The organism is Vibrio sp. D3, assembly GCF_043995865.1.
Lineage (GTDB): Bacteria > Pseudomonadota > Gammaproteobacteria > Enterobacterales > Vibrionaceae > Vibrio > Vibrio diabolicus.
This window is the reverse complement of the sequence record NZ_CP171887.1, coordinates 651,775-670,858: the sequence shown is the minus strand read 5'-3', so window position 1 is coordinate 670,858 and position 19,084 is coordinate 651,775. Positions and strand designations below refer to the sequence as shown.

At 43.9% G+C, this 19,084-nt stretch carries 16 protein-coding genes; 10 read left to right on the top strand and 6 right to left on the bottom strand.

Annotation, left to right across the window (positions count from 1 at the left end):
• Positions 1-329 precede the first annotated feature (329 nt).
• The gene (locus ACHFJ9_RS11110) at positions 330-716 is read left to right on the top strand and encodes a transcriptional regulator (RefSeq protein ID WP_159408110.1); all 387 of its coding nucleotides are present in this window, start codon (positions 330-332) and stop codon (positions 714-716) included.
• A gap of 13 nt (positions 717-729) precedes the next feature.
• Here the strand turns inward: ACHFJ9_RS11110 and ACHFJ9_RS11105 are convergent, their stop codons facing one another.
• Positions 730-1,002 carry a hypothetical protein gene (locus ACHFJ9_RS11105; RefSeq protein WP_258461074.1) on the bottom strand — a complete coding sequence of 91 codons (273 nt, stop codon included), beginning with the start codon at positions 1,000-1,002 and terminating at the stop codon, positions 730-732.
• Positions 1,003-1,336: 334 nt separating this feature from the next.
• On the opposite strand from ACHFJ9_RS11105, the gene ACHFJ9_RS11100 reads away from it, so the two are divergent.
• From ACHFJ9_RS11100 to ACHFJ9_RS11090, 3 genes are all read left to right on the top strand, one after another.
• Positions 1,337-2,128 (top strand): metallophosphoesterase, encoded by a 792-nt coding sequence (locus ACHFJ9_RS11100; RefSeq protein WP_159408111.1) that lies wholly within the window; start codon positions 1,337-1,339, stop codon positions 2,126-2,128.
• Between the two features lie 496 nt (positions 2,129-2,624).
• A complete protein-coding gene (locus ACHFJ9_RS11095; RefSeq protein ID WP_161613063.1) occupies positions 2,625-3,986 on the top strand; it encodes a type II toxin-antitoxin system HipA family toxin in 1,362 nt (453 codons plus the stop codon).
• Positions 3,971-4,453 carry a helix-turn-helix transcriptional regulator gene (locus tag ACHFJ9_RS11090; protein WP_029786578.1) on the top strand — a complete coding sequence of 161 codons (483 nt, stop codon included), beginning with the start codon at positions 3,971-3,973 and terminating at the stop codon, positions 4,451-4,453. Before ACHFJ9_RS11095 ends, ACHFJ9_RS11090 begins: the two co-directional genes overlap by 16 nt.
• A gap of 496 nt (positions 4,454-4,949) precedes the next feature.
• On the opposite strand, the gene ACHFJ9_RS11085 is transcribed toward ACHFJ9_RS11090, so the two are convergent.
• Entirely contained in the window at positions 4,950-5,513 is a 564-nt protein-coding gene (locus tag ACHFJ9_RS11085) for a porin family protein (RefSeq protein ID WP_005391484.1), read from the bottom strand.
• A gap of 424 nt (positions 5,514-5,937) precedes the next feature.
• Between ACHFJ9_RS11085 and ACHFJ9_RS11080 the strand changes: the two genes are divergently transcribed.
• The 4 genes from ACHFJ9_RS11080 (at position 5,938) to ACHFJ9_RS11065 (ending at position 10,815) form a co-directional block, all read left to right on the top strand.
• Positions 5,938-6,819 carry a LysR family transcriptional regulator gene (locus tag ACHFJ9_RS11080; RefSeq protein ID WP_395356839.1) on the top strand — a complete coding sequence of 294 codons (882 nt, stop codon included), beginning with the start codon at positions 5,938-5,940 and terminating at the stop codon, positions 6,817-6,819.
• Positions 6,820-6,939: 120 nt separating this feature from the next.
• Complete coding sequence (locus tag ACHFJ9_RS11075; protein WP_005391488.1) at positions 6,940-8,475, top strand: bifunctional GNAT family N-acetyltransferase/carbon-nitrogen hydrolase family protein; 1,536 nt, start codon at positions 6,940-6,942, stop codon at positions 8,473-8,475.
• Between the two features lie 204 nt (positions 8,476-8,679).
• Positions 8,680-9,267 carry a DedA family protein gene (locus ACHFJ9_RS11070; RefSeq protein ID WP_074190960.1) on the top strand — a complete coding sequence of 196 codons (588 nt, stop codon included), beginning with the start codon at positions 8,680-8,682 and terminating at the stop codon, positions 9,265-9,267.
• A 180-nt stretch (positions 9,268-9,447) separates the two neighbouring features.
• Positions 9,448-10,815, top strand: coding sequence for a Na+/H+ antiporter NhaC family protein (locus ACHFJ9_RS11065; RefSeq protein WP_186437868.1), 1,368 nt, complete (start codon positions 9,448-9,450; stop codon positions 10,813-10,815).
• Between the two features lie 70 nt (positions 10,816-10,885).
• Here the strand turns inward: ACHFJ9_RS11065 and ACHFJ9_RS11060 are convergent, their stop codons facing one another.
• The 3 genes from ACHFJ9_RS11060 to ACHFJ9_RS11050 all read right to left on the bottom strand — a co-directional run bounded on the left by ACHFJ9_RS11060 (position 10,886) and on the right by ACHFJ9_RS11050 (position 14,523).
• Complete coding sequence (locus ACHFJ9_RS11060) at positions 10,886-11,725, bottom strand: 3-keto-5-aminohexanoate cleavage protein (RefSeq protein ID WP_006741865.1); 840 nt, start codon at positions 11,723-11,725, stop codon at positions 10,886-10,888.
• Positions 11,716-13,047 carry an aspartate aminotransferase family protein gene (locus ACHFJ9_RS11055; RefSeq protein ID WP_395356836.1) on the bottom strand — a complete coding sequence of 444 codons (1,332 nt, stop codon included), beginning with the start codon at positions 13,045-13,047 and terminating at the stop codon, positions 11,716-11,718. Before ACHFJ9_RS11055 ends, ACHFJ9_RS11060 begins: the two co-directional genes overlap by 10 nt.
• Positions 13,048-13,254: 207 nt before the next feature.
• Complete coding sequence (locus ACHFJ9_RS11050) at positions 13,255-14,523, bottom strand: O-acetylhomoserine aminocarboxypropyltransferase/cysteine synthase family protein (protein WP_395356834.1); 1,269 nt, start codon at positions 14,521-14,523, stop codon at positions 13,255-13,257.
• Between the two features lie 289 nt (positions 14,524-14,812).
• Here ACHFJ9_RS11050 and ACHFJ9_RS11045 point away from each other — a divergent pair, with 289 nt between their 5' ends.
• Positions 14,813-16,558, top strand: coding sequence for an amidohydrolase (locus ACHFJ9_RS11045; protein ID WP_395356832.1), 1,746 nt, complete (start codon positions 14,813-14,815; stop codon positions 16,556-16,558).
• Between the two features lie 63 nt (positions 16,559-16,621).
• Here ACHFJ9_RS11045 and ACHFJ9_RS11040 read toward each other — a convergent pair whose 3' ends face one another.
• The gene (locus tag ACHFJ9_RS11040; protein WP_256955761.1) at positions 16,622-17,539 is read right to left on the bottom strand and encodes a LysR substrate-binding domain-containing protein; all 918 of its coding nucleotides are present in this window, start codon (positions 17,537-17,539) and stop codon (positions 16,622-16,624) included.
• A 106-nt stretch (positions 17,540-17,645) separates the two neighbouring features.
• Here ACHFJ9_RS11040 and ACHFJ9_RS11035 point away from each other — a divergent pair, with 106 nt between their 5' ends.
• A complete protein-coding gene (locus ACHFJ9_RS11035; RefSeq protein ID WP_182036882.1) occupies positions 17,646-18,902 on the top strand; it encodes a D-amino acid dehydrogenase in 1,257 nt (418 codons plus the stop codon).
• Positions 18,903-19,084 lie beyond the last annotated feature (182 nt).

Sequence of the window (19,084 nt, the reverse complement as noted above, 5' to 3'; positions counted from 1 at the left end):
ACCAAGTAACCGTGTCTAACCGAAGCATGTCTATAAAATCGGTGACTATTCAAATATCGTTGTTTTCCTTGATCTCTAAGATAGATTTTTGAACCTTCTCCAACGATGTTTATGATCGGTCAAAGGTTACGTGATCGCAATATATCACAATTTCTATTACTATCAGTGAGTTAATGGCCATTTACAGTACTTTGGTATCGTTGTTTCTCTTGACCTCTCTGTCATGAAAGTGGCGTCTATTCGCATAGCGAATATAACTATCCACTTTTTCTTTCAGAACAGCGTCGTATACACTAAGGTTCTATTACTTCATTCTGAGAAGGATACTCATGAAAGCTCGCATTGGGGTGGCATCTGAAGATCTCATTCGTAGGCATATGATTAGTGTGGCCGCTGGCAACATTAGCCATAACAAGCATCTACCGACGTTTTGGTTCACGTCACTAAATGAAGCCTCAAAGCTACTGTGTAATGAGAATATCGAACTAATGCTGCTGATCAATAGAGAAAAGCCTGAAAGTCTAGCTGAGCTTTCGGAGATTAGCGGTCATCATATCCGCGAACTCTCACGAACTCTCGACGACTTATCATCAAAAGGATTCATCCAGTTAGAGGAAAAAGGCAACGCTTGCCGCCCTATTGCTGTATTTACTGACTTTGAGATTATTCTCGGCAAAGAATTAGAGAATACACTGCAAGAAGGCTATCTTGCATGATACCGAACACTCGTTACTGCGGCGCATGCCGCTTGGGTAGCACAGCTTCATGCTGTGCAGACTCGAATGGTGATTGTTCTTGATACTTTCCGTCTAGGCCAACTTGATAGCCATCGATGATCTCTTCCAGTTCTATTTTGAGGGCTTCAGTTACTTCAACTAGCTTATCAGTATTGGTAGAGATAGCGTGATCAAGCAAGTCAAGAAGTCCATTTAGCGTAACCTTACTATCCTTTGATTCGGCTTGCTCGCTATCACTTCTTGTAGCCTTAGCCTCGTTCTTCATATCAGCCTCGCTCATAAAAATGCCTGCCGTACACACGGCTGTAGCACAATTACACTCTCGCCAGCCTCTGAGAAGTTTCCTCAGCAAAAAATCTTAACTGTTTACAATAAAAACGATTAATTTCATACAGTTATAAACCACTAAGATTTAGACACTAAAAGTTAGTGTCTAAATCTTAGTGCCGAAAAATCAAACAAAGCGTCCAATCATTGTCTTCCATGGAAGCTTCACTTTAAGCTACTGATGTTAAAGCACTTAGCGTATGTGCTCACTTCTCTAATCTAAAAAAAACCTGTACCATGGAGAAGTCAATCAACTCTAAGGTCATGATAGTTTGAAGTTTTACGTTGTTTCCGATCTGCATCTCGACATTCACGGAATACGCCGTGATTTCTGGTATAGCTTCGATAACGAAGCCACTTTAGTCGTTGCAGGTGACACAGCGAACGGCCTCTTAGGCATGGCGTATGTGAAGAATGTACTTTGCCGCCACTTTAAGACTGTGATAATGATTGCAGGAAACCATGAATGGTATAGCAATAAGAGTAAACCCTACCGCCATAGAAGTACGTCCGTTAGGTGCAAATCTAGTGCTAACTCTGACGTTCTCAAAGATTCTAGGGGTTCCGTACTAGCCAAGCTTAAGGCTCATAGTGATACAACTGAAAACCTGTTCTTTTTGAATAATGAGTCAATAGATTTAGATGGATATAGCATTTATGGGGGAACTCTTTGGTTTCCTATTCACACATACTCGTCTACACTGATTGATGCGTACTCAGAACTGATGAATGATACAAAGTACATCAGTCATCAAATGATTGAAGAGCAGCACAAAGCATTCATTAACAACTTTCCAGAGAAAGTTGATATAGCAATATCTCACCACCTTCCATCTAAAGAAGCTTTTGCTTTCGAGCAAAATGCCAGCAGCGATTATGCTCCGTATTATCATGCAGGGTTGAGTAATGAGTTGATCTCAAGAGCTAGGTATTGGGTGGCAGGACATCAACATGATGCTGTAGAGAAAGTCATTGCGGACGGTAGGACCACATTTATTTCTAACCCCAAGGGTTCTGTCCGCTTAACCAGTGGATTACTTACTAATAAAGCTTATTACCTATAAGAGCTAGCCAACAATAGACTTCGGCATCTGAAAGTCCGCTAGGGCTTTCTTAACTTCGCGCATTGATCACCTTGTGAATAAGGCCCTAGGAATTATGTACAGGTTCATCATCTATCTGCACAGCAAACAACACTTTTATGCGCATTAAAAGGTAACGTTCAAACACTTTTACGCGCATTAAAGTGTATTAACTGTATTTTTGTATGTAGCAGCCATTCTTAATCTCCTCATTCACTTTGTTCATTTAAGGCAACTGTTCATTTATTATGAACAACCTGCATAACTGAACAAACAATTAACGCCCCACTCCCTATCGCAGCTTTCATAGCTAAAATAATCCATTCTGCTCATCAACAATTTTGACTTACAAGCTATGCGTAATCATTTACTCATAAAGAGTCTCAACACACATTAATGAGTAAAATTTTACTCATAACTTGAAAAAAAATGACTTTAAGAGTAAAGTTTTACTCATTGATAAGTAGAGGTGTTGTCGATGGAAGAACTAACCGTACAAGCTTTTCTCAGAGGTGAATGGATAGATATTGGTATCATCTCATTCCCTAAAAGTAGCCAACATAATTTCCGAGTGACTGAACTCAACTACCTCAGCGACTATGCGCTAGAACATCACGATAAAGATGACTTTCACGCTGTTTCACTAAATCACCCTGTCTCATTCTTTTTTGATGACATGGGTAAACCTGGATGGTTAACGTTTCTAGACGATATTATGCCTAGTGGTGCTAGTAGACGATACTGGGTCAAACACCTGGATATTGAAGACCTTAGTTCTGATGAACAAGACTATGTTTTGCTCAAGTTTGGCACAATGTCGCCTATTGGTAACTTAAGAGTAAAAGACTCTCTTCCTGAGCGCTACGAAGTAGCAGACAACCTCTACTTCTCTGTTGATGATGTTAAAAATCGAGCAGGTGATTTCCTCGACTATGCACAACAAAGAGGGGCAGCCGCAGGTGGTGCAACTGGGGCTGGAGGTGAAGCGCCAAAACTGATCCTCCGATGCGGTTTCGATCATGGATCTGGTAGCGAAAAAATATGGATTGACCCATACCAAGATGACAATAGCAACCACGACTTACATTACTTAGTAAAGTACCCTAGAGGCTCAAGAAGCACCATCGACTGTAATATTCTAAGAGCTGAGTTCTACTTCTACCACGAGCTAACTGAAATGGGAGTTGAAACGATCTCCACCGACGGTATGCGCTTGGAGGAAGGATTAAACTACCCTTCCTTGTGGCTTCCTCGATTTGATGTTCAAATTATTGAGCAACAAATAGAGAGATTTGGCATGGAATCTGTGTATTCCATTTTGAACAAAGGCGCTGGGGTCTCTCTTGATCACGAAACAACAATCCGAACTCTCATAGAAAAAATTACTGAAAGCAATATGGTTAAACACCAAGGGTATAGGTTTGATACCCAAGCTTTCGTCATTGAATGGGTGAAGAGAGATCTACTCAACATCTTGTTTGGTAATAGTGATAACCATGGCAGAAACACTTCATTCTTGAAAGGTGATGGAGTCATAAAGCTTGCTCCCGTTTACGACTTCGCACCAATGAAAGCTGATCCTGAAGGCATTCCAAGAACAACAAAATGGAAAGCCCCACTAGAGGTTGGCGGAACTTACGACTTCGTAGGAATAGCGGACACCTTATCTGATCTCGTGCCAAAAGAAGTGTTATTACAAGAACTAGAGGTTACTGCAAGTAAATGCCTTAATTTAAAGCAGAGACTAGCATTACGAGGAGTACCAGAACAAATCTTAGAGATGCCAGCCGTTGGACTTAATCATATATCAGAAAAGCTCACTAAATGGGGGCTACTATGAATAAGCCAAGCAATAAAGAGTCCGTACAAGATACCGTTGCTCGTCTAAGAGCAAACCGAAATCAACATCAACCCAAGACTGGGACGGATGCAACTCATTCGACCAAAGAACGATCGCAACTTAATACTCCGACTAGATCGAAAACCTCAAAAAACGCCAAAGCAGTAAGTGCAGCAGAACGCAAAACAGAGGCAAACAAAATCATCAAACACTTATTGCTTGGAGAGCTAACACAAGGCCAAGCGTTAAAAAGTTTACGCATTAATATACTGGGACTCAAACAGGATGTGTTCGCAAGACTTGTAGATGTATCAAGAAAAACACTCTCAGATATAGAGAATGATCGGGGCAGCTACAATACAGAGATTCTCAACAAGGTATTCAAACCATTTGGCTTAAAAGTCGGAATGCTACCGTCTTCTCCCGATGTGTTAAAATCGCTACTAATAGATGGTGAGGCTGGGTAAAATACTCAGTATCAGCGCTATTTCTTTAGATTAAATTGCTATAGCAAGCTAGCATTTTTAAATGATTTAGTAATACATGGACGCGGGTTCAGTTCCTTTTTAAGCAGGAAATTGATGTAACATTTTATGCAACACCAAATTGGTAACATCGATATAAGTTACTGAATCTATGAAAATTGAGAAACCATTTCAACTCCCGCCAGCTCCACCAAACGTTTGGAAAAGGCCACCTTCGGGTGGCCTTTTTTGTATCTGCTATCCGTACTTATGTTGCAACAGTACACGATCTACTTTTACGATGTTACTTGCTATTAGTGCACGGCTTCTTTTATAGCCTATAGAAAATAAGCAGATGATCTCTAATAATCAACACTTCCAACTTTATAAATATTTTATTCATTAGTAATTTTATGCAGATAATTAAATCTCTTAAAAAATAAAAATGCGAAGCCATTTAGCTTCGCATTTTTATTTGGGTTAAACATGGTTAACAATATTAGAAGCGATATTCCACACCTAGCGATGCTTGGTTAAAATCAGTTTTTGTGTTTGCACCATTCGCTACGTTCTCTGCATTAAGTTCTACGTCGTACCACATATATTCTGCGTTAACTAAGAAGTTATCAGTAACTTTAAAACCAACACCGGCACCAGCGAATACACCTTCGTCATCTTTGTTGCCTTGGAAGCCCGCAACGTTGTAATCCGTCGAGTACCACATTTGACCGCCTTTTGCGTAAAGATCGACACGATCAGCAATAGGGGCTGTAACTTTTAGTGCTGCGGTGTAACCGTCCGTTTCGGCATTTGCTAAGTTATTACCATAGCTACCAAAATCAATGTAACCGCCCTCTAACGCTAAGTAAGGGTTAAAACGGTAACCAACCAAACCTTGAATAGCATCACTGTCATCATCAAAGTCATCTTGTCCATCAACTTTTAAGTAACCATAATTGGCGCCGACATAAACACCATGATCTTTGGAGTCCGCTGCGTGAGATAAAGTACTAAACGTTGCTAAAGAAAAAAGGCCAATCAAAGTAACAACATTGCTTTTCATTTCGTTCTCCTAATATAAGTGCCATTGAAAGTTCGAATTATATAAAGCAAATGCAATGCCAATTTTAATTTAATGAAAAACATTTTCTACTTTATAAAAAATTGACATTATTTTGAAATTAGAACAACAAAACTAAAAGTTATACCGCTTTATTTACCTTGAGAAAACAATATTAGATTTGTGTAAATACTAATGATGTAAAACATTCTATTTTATTTGTAGTTTTTTCAAAAGATAGGAGAAATCAATAAACAAACCCCAATCATCAATTATTTACATACCCATTATATTTAGAATTCTTAATTTTTGGTCTGGATTCTTTATGAACGAGTAAGGAAGGTAATCACACATCGGCTTTTTCTCTCTTTGCTTCAATAGGTAAATCTCCTACTCTGTGAAGAGGCTATCTCCATGGGACTGAAGTATGTTAAAAGGCAGTGAGTACCCTTCTATCCGAGCATTGAGGACGTTTGTCGCGGTTGCAAATTACCTCAGCTTCTCTAAAGCGGCGGATGCCCTATGCATTACACAAAGCGCAGTAAGCAAACAAGTCGCCGCGCTTGAACAACTAGTGGGTTTACCTTTAATACAAAGAGGCTCGAATGGTATTGAGTTAACTGAGGAAGGAAAACGCTACCTACCGCAAGTCACAGAAGCACTAGAACTTATTCAGAATGCAACCGCTAACTTAATCCAATCAGATTCAAAGCAAGAATTGCTCACCGTGGATGTTACTCCTTCTTTCGCTAGCCTTTGGTTGGTACCTCATATTGATGACTTCCACCAGCGACATCCCAATATCCGTGTAAGAATCTGTACCGGAGATGGGAACGTCAAAGGTTCAAGCGGTGAAAGCGACTTGCATATTCGTTGTCTTCCATTGTCCACGCATTATGAATACAGCCACTTGCTATGCGAAGAAATACTACTATTGGTCGGTTGTACTAACGCTCCTGCACTCAAGAGTGTGCACGCTGTTAGCGACTATCCGTTGATACCTCAAATCACTCGCCCTCAGTTGTGGGAGCAATTTAAGGCTGCACATGCAGTAGAATCAACCGTTACCTATCACTCTGTAGGCTTTGAACATTTTTACCTAGCTCACGAAGCCGTCAAAATGGGAAAAGGACTCGCCTTACTTCCTGATTTTATGGCGCAGAATTCTATTTTAAGAGGGGATATCCAACGTATTCTCAACCTATCTTTACAGAGTGGTTATGGTTATTACGTGATGATCCCGAATTATCGCCTATCGGCTAAGAAAGTGGCGGCGTTTTACGAATGGTTGAAGAGCAAACTAAGCTAATATTGTTTTCTTGAAATGCTTTTGGTAAACCAAAACAACTCAAAGACTTCAGTATCTGTCTGCTCCAAATTGTGGCATTCTCATTAACACTGTTTCAAAAGGATAAATGGATTGAAAGATATGGACAGCAATTCGCCCAAACTCTCATTACGTACCATTGAGCCAACGGATTACCCTGAACTTGCAGAACTAATGGACTTAGTGTTTCCTGATGTTGGCGGCTCATGGCCACGGCTGACGATTATGGATCTCATTCATCAGTTTCCTGATGGCCAAATCTGTATTGAAGATAACGGCAAAATAGTCGGTGCAGCATTAACCATTAAAGTGGACTACAACCGCTTTTCTCTTCCTCACCTGTATACCGACATCATTACCGAAAACAACGTCATACAGAACCAAGTAACCGGTGATGCAATGTATGGTCTCGATGTATTTGTCCACCCGGACTATCGAGGGCTACGTTTGGGTCGACGTTTATATGATGCGCGTAAAGAGCTTTGCCGTAGTAAGAACTTCAAAGCCATTTTAGCCGGTGGTCGCATTCCTAATTACCACCAATACGCAGATGAACTGAGCGTTGCAGAGTACATCGACAAAGTAAAACGCCGTGAGCTTCATGACCCTATTTTGTCTTTTCAGCTTGCTAACGACTTCGATGTAAAACGTATCATGCGCGGCTACTTACCAGAGGATAGCGCTTCTAAAGGTTACGCGACACTGCTGGAGTGGGATAACTTTTTCTACGAAGAGGATATTCAATCCGTACACGATGTAGAAAAAACACTGATTCGGATTGGTGTCGTACAGTGGCAAATGCGCGCGATGAATGACCTGGAGGATTTGCTCGATCAAGCTGAGTTCTTCATTTCTTCTCTTGCGAATTACAAGGCCGATTTCGCCCTATTCCCTGAGTTCTTTAACGCACCGCTGATGGGCTTGCAAAACGACAAAAATTCCGTTGAAGCAATCCGCTTTTTGGCTAGCTTTACGGAAGAGATCAAAAACCGTTTCTCGCAGATGGCGGTCACCTACAACATCAACATTATTGCAGGCAGTATGCCCGTTATCGAAGATGGCAAACTGTATAATGTGGCCTACTTGCTGCAACGAGATGGTGAAATTAACGCTCAATATAAAATCCACATCACGCCTCATGAACAAAGAGACTGGGTGATCGACGGTGGTGACAATGTTCAAGTGTTCGAAACCGATGCGGGCAAAGTCGGCATACTTATTTGTTATGACAGCGAATTCCCTGAATTGGGAAGAATGTTAGCAGAACAAGGCGCACAAATTGTATTCGTTCCTTTCTGGACGGACACAAAAAATGGCTACCAACGAGTACGAATTTGTTCCCAATCGCGAGCCATTGAAAACGAATGCTATGTTGCAATTGGTGGCAGTGTCGGTAACTTACCTCGTGTTGATAACGTGGACATCCAGTACGCACAATCTGCCGTATTCTCACCGTCGGATATCTACTTCCCGCACGATGCGACCTTGACAGAAGCAAGCGCCAACACCGAAATGATGATCTTCGCCGATGTTGATTTGACTAAGTTGAAGCAACTTAATACCGAGGGTTCAGTAACCAACTTACGTCACCGACGCCTTGATTTGTATGGCGCATTTACTAAAGCTAAAGAGTCATAATGGTGTGCCTTATTCGCCGCCACACGGGAGCGTGGCGGCGAATAAAACAAGCAGCAGATTGATTCCGCACAATAATCAGAGGCATGTCAGTTTTTCTCAGCAGTGAGAAACAAGAATTGACCCAGTAGGACATTCGGAGTATCACTCCAACTTCGTTCCGCTTTTATTAGGGGAAAGCTTTTGGAACACATTAACGAACTTCTCATGTCAATGAAGCCTTTGCTTGAGCAATACGGCTACTTGGCGCTGATTGTCAGTATATTTCTAGAAGGGATAGGTGTACCGATGCCTGGTCAATCGCTGATGATCGCGGCATCTTTGCTCTCTTCAGAACAAGTCATGAACCTAAGTATGGTTATGATGGTATCGTGGCTAAGCTGCTTTTTTGGGAATACCTGTGGTTACCTAATCGGTTATTACTTTGAAGGCTGGTTGGATAAAAAAGGCTATATCTCTGGCCCGAAGATGCAAACACTTCAACTGACTATCCAGAAATACGGCCCTACGTGCTTGGTCGTCAGTCGCTTTATTGAAGGAATGAAGCAATTTATGCCTCTTGCATGCGGTATCGCGAAAATGCCACGTAGAGAGTTTTTGCTCGGTAACGCCCTCGCGGCGACGGTTTGGGTATTGGTATTCAGCTTGTTAACTCACTTTGCATTTGAACATTTAAGCGTGTTGAGCAACCTGTACACCGAATACAAATATCTGGTATGGGCATTTGCTGCTGTCTTATTTACGTGGATGGTTTTAGGTATTATTAAACGCAAAAAAGCCAAATCAATGCAATAACGACAGTCCCTTCATTAGCGCATAACTAAAGCTCGTGGTATCAATGAGATACGTAATACGAGCTTTTATCTTTTTCTTTACGTGCAAAATTTAAACAGCCATTTAGACGTCTAGACGTTGACAATGCGTAAATGTGATATTAGTCTGCTCTTCTCTCTTATTATTAACATTGTCGTTTACATGTCCGGTTCCCAACAAACAACTAAAACAGTTGCACCTTCTGCGGTCGCACTGATCCCATTGATTGTATTCCTTGCGCTGTTTATTGGCGTAGGCACTTACTTATCTTTGCAAGGCGTTGAATTTGCCTTCTACCAGCTGCCTGCACCCATCGCGGTATTACCAGCCATCATCATTGCGTTTCTTTTAAGTAAAGAGAAACTTAACCGCTCAATCGAACACTTCATGCGTGGTGTTGGCCACCCAGACATCATCGCAATGTGTATGATCTATCTGCTTGCTGGTGCTTTTGCTGCGGTAGCAAAAGCCTCTGGCGGTGTTGATGCAACGGTGAACCTTGGTTTATCCGCAATTCCAACCAGCATGATTTTGCCGGGCATTTTTCTGATTTCTGCTTTTATCGCAACAGCGATGGGCACTTCGATGGGTACCATCGCAGCCGTTGCCCCCGTAGCGTTGGGGATTGCTGAATCAGCAGGAATGAGCTTACCGTTAACCGCAGGCGTTGTGCTGAGCGGCGCTATGTTTGGTGATAACCTTTCTATCATCTCTGACACCACCATCGCGGCGACACGCTCTCAAGGTTGTGAGATGAAAGATAAGTTTAAAGAGAACATTCGTATTGCTTTGCCTGCGGCGTTGATCGCGATTGCAGTGTTCGCTTTCAACAGTACAGCGACTCAAGTGCCTGCAACTGGCGATATTGAGTGGCTAAAAGTCTTGCCGTACATCACTATTTTGATCCTAGCGGTATCTGGTGTGAATGTGTTTGTGGTTCTGTCGATTGGTATCCTTTTGGCTGGCGGCGTGAGCTTGGCATCGATTGACAATTACGGACTGACTAATCTAGCCCAAGACGTTTATAAAGGCTTTGGTAACATGCAAGAGATCTTCTTGTTATCCATGCTAATTGGAGGTTTGAGTGAACTGATGCGTCGTCAAGGCGGTCTTGCGTTCCTAACCAATTTCGTTAGCAGCCTTATCCACGCGTTTGGCTCTAGCCACTCTAAGCATGCCAACAGCCGCGCGAGCGAGCTAGGTATCGCTGGCTTGGTGTCGATGGTCAATGGCTGTACGGCGAACAATACAGTCGCAATCATTGTATCGGGCAGCGTTGCGCGCCAGTTGGCGGAAGAGAACAATGTCTCTCCTCGCCGCTCAGCAAGCTTGTTAGACATTTTCTCATGCGTGGTGCAAGGCGTGTTGCCTTACGGCGCTCAAGTGTTGCTGCTAGGTTCCGTATTCAACCTATCGCCAATTGAAGTAGTTGCTAATTCTTACTACTGCTTTGCATTAGCGATAGCGGCTGTTGTCGCGGTATTTATCAAACATCCCGCGCGTCAACCTGTAGTGCAAACCGAAAACTAACGACAAATACCGAAAAGGCTCCGAGGGAGCCTTTTTACTTTCTTCTTTATTTTCCTTGCTGCGAGCAGATTTACTTCAAAGCTGAACGCAAACTTTGCGCACTGTGTAAAGGAATCGCAAATCGATGCGCCACATCACGTAGAGCTTCCACCTGAGCCGCGTTACTGATTGCTAATTCGCCTGCCACATCAAAGTGGTTATTCTCAAACCCCACTCTCACATCGAATCCAAGTAACATCGCACTCGCTAAACAGTCTTGCTCTCGCGCGCCAAAAGCACAAATGGCACATCGAATTTCTTCCTCGACAAAACGCGCCAAATTCAAACCTCGTAAATCCCATGGTGAAGACTGCTGAGCTTGGTGATAACGCCCTAACACCACTAATGCATGCTGATGCGTTTTAGGTAACACGCCCGCATCACGCAGTTGGAAATAACGTTCAATGTCGGTTGCATCGTAGAGAATAATTTGGCTCACGATGTTGTTTTCAGCCACCCAATGGAAAAAGGCATGCCCTTCTTTCTCACTTGCGCGATCGGAGATTAACTCCCTCAATGCGAAAGAAGCCGCTTCAGGTTTCACAGCTTTGACTAACGCCCTCTGTTGTGGCGGAGAATATAAACCCACCGCTTCTGTGGTGAGCTGAACCATCATGGTTTCTCCCACCGCTTCTTTCACGGCATGGTAAATTTCCATGTTGTCGTCGATGTCTAATGAATGACGTCCCTTGGCGTCTCTAGCATGCAAATGGATCATGGCAGCTCCTACCGTTTGACAAGCGATAGCCTCTGCAACCAGTTCGTCCGTTGTCATGGGTAAGTTGGCGTGATCATGCTTGGTTTTTCTTGCGCCGTTTGGAGCCACGATAATGGCGATAGGTTCTCGCAAATATTGGTTTGCTACTTCCATGTCTCCGCCACCTCTTTTAACGTCAGTGAGAGTTTGCCGACTAGTTCATCAATATGGTGAGGCTGAACAATGAAAGGCGGTGCGAGCAAAATATGGTGCCCATTAACGCCATCAATCGTTCCGCCCATTGGGTAGCACATTAAGCCATTTTCCATTGCTCGCTGTTTGATGCGTTTGTCTGCCAATGTGGCTTTACTCAGAGGCGACTTGCTTTCTTTATCCGCCACCAGCTCAATGCCAACAAACAAGCCTTTACCACGAATGTCGCCAATGTACGGTAAATGGGCCAATGCAGAAGTAAGCTCATTACGCAGCAAAACACTTTGCTGATTCACCGCCGTTAATAAATCATCTTGGAAGATGGTTTCAATGGTTGCCACGGCGGCAGCGCACGCCATAGGGTGCGCCATAAAGGTATGACCGTGTTGGAAAAAACCGCTTCCATCAGCAATAGCTTGATAGACTCGATCATTCGCAACCACCGCGCCAATAGGTTGATAACCCGCACCAAGCCCTTTAGCCATACAAACCAGATCGGGCTCTGCCTCTTCTTGCTCAAACGCAAAAAAACTGCCACTTCGCCCAACGCCACACATGACTTCATCCAAGATCAATAACACATCGTATTGGTCGCATATTTCGCGAATACGTTTGAAGTAACCTTGAGTCGCAGGCACAGCTCCAGCGGTGGCTCCCACAATAGGCTCGGCGACAAAAGCCATGACATTCTCAGCCCCCAACTCAAGAATTTTTGCCTCTAGTTCATTCGCCGCTCGCAATGAGTAATCCAATTCCGACTCATGACTCTGCTGATAACGATAAGCATAGCAAGGGGCAATGTGATGACTCGGATGCAAGATAGGTTTGAACGGTTCACGTCGCCATTCATTACCACCGACCGCCAGAGCTCCCAACGTATTGCCGTGATAACTTTGCTGACGCGCGATGAATTGCTTTTTCTCTGGCTTACCTGATTCCACAAAATACTGCCGCGCCATTTTTAGTGCCGACTCCACCGCTTCTGATCCGCCACTGACTAAATACACATGGTTGAACTGCTCAGGCATATGCTGACAAATCAATTCCGCTAGTCGCTCACTGCTGTCACTAGTAAAAAATCCAGTATGAGCAAACGGCACTCGCTCGAGCTGTTCCAACATGGCTTTTTTAACGGCTTGATGACTGTGGCCAAGGTTTGATACCGCAGCACCACCACAAGCATCGAGATACTGTTTCCCTTGTTTATCGAATAGATAAACACCTTCACCTTTATCGATGATTGGCAGCGTGGCATGGCAATGACGGTGAAATACGTAAGACATTTGAGTCCCTTTCAATGTATAAGATTTGCACACATCATCAGGAACAAACCCAAACGCGACAAGGGAATAAATCTCACCTACCATGAGCTTTTGGAATACCACAACCCAATAACAATAAAGCCTTTGATATTTAAACAATAAAACAAATAAAGGCCAGCTTTTTTAAAGGCTGGCCTATGGGTAACCAAAAGCTAAAAAAAGAATCGTTTACGCGCTTAGTGCCTGTTCTAAATCGGCTAGGATATCGTCAATATGCTCAATACCCACAGATAAACGAATCATCTCTGGTGACACACCAGCTTGTTTTTGTTCTGCTTCGCTCAACTGACGATGAGTCGTCGATGCTGGATGGCAAGCCAATGATTTTGCATCGCCAATGTTCACCAAACGCTTAAAGATTTTCAGAGCGTCATAAAAGCGCACTCCGGCTTCATAACCGTCTTTTAAACCAAACGACAAAATCGCAGAAGGCTTACCTTTCATGTATTTTTCGGCGAGGTTGAAGTGTGCTGAACTTGGCAAGCCGGCGTAACTCACCCAACTGACTTTGTCATGCTGTTCCAAGAATTCAGCCACTTTGAGAGCATTCTCAGTATGGCGTTCCATACGCAGCGGTAACGTTTCTAGCCCTTGCATAAGCATAAATGCATTCAACGGTGATAATGCCGAACCGGTATTACGCAATGGTACGGTACGCGCCCGCCCGATAAATGCCGCCTCACCAAACGCTTCGGTATACACGACTCCGTGGTAAGAAGGTTCTGGTTGGTTGAAAACAGGAAAACGGTCTTTGTGCTGCGCCCAAGGGAATTTACCGGAATCCACAATCACGCCACCCAATGTGGTGCCATGCCCACCAACGTATTTAGTGAGAGAGTGAACTACGATATCCGCACCGAACTCGATGGGTTTGCACAGCACTGGCGTCGCGACAGTGTTATCCACAATCACAGGCACGCCTTGTGCGTGAGCAAGCTCCGCCACACGTTCTAAATCAATGATATTACCCGCAGGGTTACCAATGCTCTCGCAGTACACCGCTTTGGTATTTTCATCAATTAACTCGGCCAAACTTTCTGGCTTGTCATCTTTGGCAAACTTCACTTGAATACCTTGATTTGGCAGCATGTGCGCAAACAAGGTGTAAGTACCGCCATAAAGTTGCGGCGTAGAAACGATGTTATCGCCCGCTTGCGCTAAGGTCAGAATCGCATAATTAATCGCTGCACTCCCCGCACTCACGACCAATCCAGCAATGCCACCTTCTAACGCCGCCATACGTTTTTCCAGAACATCGTTAGTCGGATTCATGATGCGAGTGTAGATATTACCCGGCACTTCCAAGTTAAACAGATCAGCGCCGTGCTGCGCGTTATCAAACTCGTACGCGACCGTTTGATAAATCGGTGTCGCGACAGATTTAGTGGTAGGGTCAGTTTCGTAACCAAAATGGATGGATAGCGTTTCGTCTTTCATGTTCTTCCTTGAGCGTCATCGAGATAAATCGTGGACTTATCATGCCGACTTTTTAACCACAGAACCTCGTTATGGGTCACATTGCCCAAGTCCAGAAACGTTTATGAAATGGGAAAAGGTAACATTTTTGATATTCATCGATAGGTATAACTTGCGCTTGATTGAAAGTCTTTAATCTTGTTGATAATCCTCCTTCAATATGAACTAAAGTGAATGTGACCTATTGAGTTCTCAAACTCATTGAGATGGGAGCAATAGGCAAAAAACTTACTCTGTATGGAGATGACCGATGAACAAAAACTGGATCCCCATTGCCCTATCTGGGCTTGCTTTAACGGGGTGTTTTTCTGAAGAAGCGAAAGAAGTAGAAGCCGTCGCCGAGCCACTCAAAGTAACCGCCGCAGACAAAATTTATTATGGTGGCGACATCCTAACTATGTCTGGCGATAAGCCAGAGTACGCCGAAGCCGTCGCGACATTAGGCGAGAAAATCATTTATGTCGGCAGCAAAGATGGAGCGATGGAACACAAGTTCGGTAAAACACAGTTGGTCGACTTAAAAGGCAAAACTATGTTGCCTGGCTTTGTTGATCCGCACAGTCATGTGTATGGTGTTGGTCTGCAAGCCATGGTCGCAAACGTGCTGCCATCTCCTGATGGCGAAGCCGATAACGTTGCGAAAATCATCGAAACTCTGAAAAATGCCGAGAACAATAATACGCAACGCCTATTCATTGAGAAAACGGGGTGGATTTTAGGTTTTGGTTACGACGACGCCCAACTGGATTACTACCCTACCAAAGCGGATCTCGATAAAGTCAGCACAGATAAGCCTGTATTAATCATCCATACTTCGGGGCATTTGAGTGTCGCGAACAGTAAAGCGTTAGAGCTAGCAGGCATCACGGCAAAATCGGAAGATCCAAAAGGTGGCATTATCCGCCGAATGGAAAACAGCCAAGAGCCAAATGGTGTCCTAGAAGAAAACGCGCACTTTGCAATGCTGTTCAACCTCAATAAGTTGATTGATTCAGAACTTCAAGATCGCATGTTAGAAGCCTCACAAGGTATGTACGCGAAATATGGCTATACCACAGCTCAAGAAGGACGAGCAACATCAGAAGGTTATGAAGCGATGAAACGCGCGTCGAAAAACGACAAGCTGATGATCGACTTGGTTGCTTACGCCGATATGGTATCGAGCAGTGATTTTATGAACTCGGAATACAACACGCCAGAGTACACAAACCATTTCCGCATCGGTGGCGTAAAGCTGAACTTTGATGGCTCTCCACAAGGTAAAACGGCATGGCTAAGTCAGCCTTACTTCCACCCGCCACATGGACAAGATAAAGACTACGCTGGCTACCCAACCTTTGAAGATCAACAAGCTTACGATTACGTAGAAACGGCCTTTAAAAATGAATGGCAAGTGCTGACGCATGCCAATGGTGACGCTGCGATCGAGCAATTTATCAACGCAGTGACCAAAGCAAATGAAAAGCTAGGAAAACAAGACCGCCGACCTGTACTCATTCACGGCCAAACCATGCGCCAAGACCAAGTGGATCGCTTAGCGGCGCAAGGCATCTTTCCGTCTCTATTCCCAATGCATACTTTTTATTGGGGTGACTGGCATGTGGACTCGGTACTCGGCCATCCTCGTGCCGATTTCATTTCACCAACTCAAGCGGTGAGAAAGGCGGGGTTAAAATTCAGTACACACCATGACGCACCTGTGGCGCTGCCAAGTTCATTCCGAGTATTGGATGCGACCGTCAATCGCACCACCAGAACTGATAAAATACTGGGTGCAGATCAGCGTGTTGACACTTATACCGCACTGCAAGCCATGACGATTTGGCCAGCTTACCAACACTTTGAGGAGTCGTATAAAGGTTCTATCGAAGTGGGTAAGAATGCGGATTTAATCATCCTCGATAACAACCCGATGAAGATTGAACCTAAGGCGCTAAAAGATCTCAACGTGGAAGAAACCATCAGCAGAGGTGAATCGGTTTATCAACGACAGTAATCCAAAATAAAACACCGCCGTCATCGAGGCGGTGTTTTCTATCTGACTCACCAGGCACTTTATCTATTTGCTCGCCACTTGCTGTAATAACCAAGTACGAAACTTGTTTGTGGACTGGCTTCGTGTGTTCATGATCAAGTAGTATCCTGCATTGGCTGGAACCGGCTGAAAGGGAGAAACTAAACGCTCTGTCGTCAATTCATCCTCAATCAGTGCCATTCGTGCCATCGCAATCCCAACTCCTGCTTCCGCTGCAGACATCGCCATATCCGTTCGATTAAAAAAGTGTCCAACATCGGTTTTAAAGTCTAATCCCATTGCTGACGCCCAATATAGCCACTCATAGTCACGCGTCGCTTTTTCCCATGGCATCGCATCGTGTAGTAGCGTCGCCTCCTGCCATTTCTTCACTGACATTGAGGATTCTTGTTCATCAAAAGGCACTTTTAGCCAACCATGCTCCTCAAGGTACTTCGGACTCATTACGGGCAGCAGTTGCTCATCCAAAATCAACTCTGCGTTAGCATTTCGGTAAGGATGAAGACCATAGTCTATCGCGACGTCATAATCTTTTATCTCACTATTCACTAACGCCCCTTCCGCGAAGATTTGCACTTGGATATCCGGGTTCTCGTGATGAAAACTTTCCAGCTTTGGGACTAACCATTTAAAAGCAAAAGAAGGCGTTAATTTTAAGCGGATCTCATTGGTGTGCTTTTCTACTTTGAGCTCATCAAGCAGTTTGCTCAGCTCAGAAAAGTGAAACTGCGTTGCTTGGTGTAACTGAGTGCCTTTAGCGGTTAAACGAATACCGCGGGAATGGCGTTCAAATAAAGTAAAACCTAATAACTCTTCCAAATGAATAATTTGTTGGCTCACGGCTCCCGTAGTGAGATGCAAAAACTTAGCCGCGCCAGTAAAGCTGCTGTGTTCCGCGACTTGGCTAAACAGACACAAGCCACTTATTAAATTACTTCTCATCCTTGAGCCTATAGTTTTTCTAAACGCTGTATGTAATTTATATCGATTGTTAACAAAAGGTAAAGAAAAGAAACTAACCACTCAGATAAATGTGTGGAGTACATCAATGGAAGTCATCGTATTAGGCAGCGGCGTCATCGGCTTAACCTCTGCTTGGTATTTATCTCAAGCAGGCTATCAAGTTACGGTTATTGACCGTCAACCAAGCAGTGCAATGGAAACAAGTTTCGCCAATGCTGGGCAGATCTCGTACGGCTATTCTTCGCCTTGGGCTGCGCCTGGTGTTCCTGTTAAAGCCATAAAGTGGTTAATGGAAGAGCATGCTCCACTCAAAATCAAACCAACCCTCAATGCCGATATGATCAGTTGGGCAAGTAAGATGGTGGCCAACTGCACCCTGTCTCGCTACCAAGTCAACAAAGCTCGCATGCTTTCGATAGCTAACCACAGTCGTATGTGTCTGGAACAATTACGTCAAGAACATGCCATTGAATATCAAGGTCGCCAGTTCGGCACCTTGCAAGTATTTCGAACGCCTCAACAGCTGCAAGCCATTGAAAAGGATATGCAGCTTCTAGAGCAAAGCGGGACTCGGTTTGAGTTGATGGACGTAGAACGCTGCATTGAACAAGAACCTGGACTGGATCTTGTGAAAGATAAACTGGTTGGTGGCTTGCACCTGCCAGATGACGAAACAGGCGATTGCTATCAGTTTTGCCAACAACTAACAGAACTCGCTAAGGCCCATGGCGTGAGGTTCGAGTTCGACACCGAAGTAAGCAATTGGGTTACAGTAGGCAAAAAGATCATAGGTGTCCAAACGAATCGAGGACAGTTTAAAGCGGACCAATATGTGGTTGCCTCTGGCAGCTATTCTACAGCGCTACTCAAGCAAATCGACATTGAGATTCCTGTCTATCCAGTAAAAGGCTATTCGCTCACCATCCCAATGGAAGATGAGCACTTCTCTCCTCGATCTACTGTGATGGATGAAACCTATAAAGTCGCCATGACTCGGTTTGATGACAGAATTCGCGTAGCGGGCACCGCAGAATTAGCAGGGTTTGATGCCTCCCTTCCGCAAAAACGAAAAAACACCATCGAAATGGTCATCCGTGATCTTTTCCCTCGCTGCGGCGACTTTAGCCAAGCCGAGTTTTGGAGTGGCTTTAGACCAATGACGCCTGATGGCACACCGATTATTGGCGCAACTAAATACGATAACCTTTTTACTAACACCGGACACGGCACTCTGGGTTGGACTATGGCTTGTGGTTCTGGTCAATTACTAGCGAGCATTATGGCTGGTGAAAAAGCGAAAGTGATGGATGACACAGAGCTTAACCTTTGCCGTTATGCATAAGGACATATCTGCATAAAAAACAAACAGGCCTTTACTCCACAAAATGCATATTATTTGACATTTTTAACTCATCAAATATGCAGCACATTTTAATGACAATGTGCTGCATATTTAATCATCAGACAAATCTTATACCTCAAAGGAGCAAATAAGCAACAAGAACTAAATTTTAACAATCACTC